Origin of the sequence: Uliginosibacterium sediminicola (assembly GCF_039631295.1) — a bacterium.
GTDB lineage: Bacteria > Pseudomonadota > Gammaproteobacteria > Burkholderiales > Rhodocyclaceae > Viridibacterium > Viridibacterium sediminicola.
The window spans coordinates 1-861 of record NZ_JBDIVE010000029.1 but is presented as its reverse complement, the minus strand read 5'-3'; the positions used below and the strand labels follow the sequence as shown (position 1 = coordinate 861).

Here is an 861-nt window from a genome sequence, read left to right as displayed (position 1 = left end):
CTTAGTCTCAAGTTTCAAGTGCAACACTTGGAGTGAGCTAAGGTGTTGCGATGGGCAAACGTTACAGTCATCTGAGTGCAGAAGAGCGCGCGGTCATCATGATCGAATCTGGTAAGGGAGTAGGCGTCAGGGCGATTGCGCGACAACTTGCTCGGTCAGTTTCCACGGTCTCTCGTGAATTACGCCGAAATCGCTGCGCAGAGCTGATGCGCTATGACGCCACGCGAGCGGCGTCGTGCTATCGGAAGCGACGCTTGGGCAGTGTGCGTCGGCGCAAACTTGTCGAGGGCACGGGTCTGTATGCACACGTGCATGCTCGGTTGATCTACTGGCGCTGGTCGCCGCAGCAAATTGCCGCCAGACTGCGGTTTATGCACCCCGACGACCCCACCCAGCATGTCAGTCACGAGACGATTTATGCCGCCATCTACGCACATCCGCGTGGCGCCTTGAAAAAGGACATGATCGCCGCCCTGCGCCAAGAGAAAGCGACACGGGGCCGCACGCGCAGCACGATTGCCCGTCCCGGCTTTGTTCCCGAGGCGCAGCGCATCGTGCATCGTCCCGAAGAGATTGCTCAGCGATTGGTGCCAGGCCATTGGGAAGGCGATTTCATCAAAGGCGCGCTCAACCGCTCGGCGGTGGGCACGCTGGTGGAGCGCAAAACGCGCTTTGTGGTGTTGTGTCGCATGGCCGGCTGCACCGCTCAGGACGCGTTGGAGGGTTTCACGCGCCAGATGAAGAAGATGCCTGCCTTTCTGCGTGAGAGCCTGACCTATGATCGGGGCAGCGAAATGGCCTGCCATGCCCAGCTTGCCAAGCGGCTCCAGATGGATATTTGGTTTGCCGATCCGCACACGC

Annotated in this window: 1 protein-coding gene; it reads left to right on the top strand. The window is 59.8% G+C overall.

Annotated elements, in window-relative coordinates:
* Positions 1-50: 50 nt before the first annotated feature.
* On the top strand, positions 51-861 hold an 811-nt coding region (locus ABDB84_RS20005; protein WP_345921549.1), incomplete at its 3' end, for an IS30 family transposase.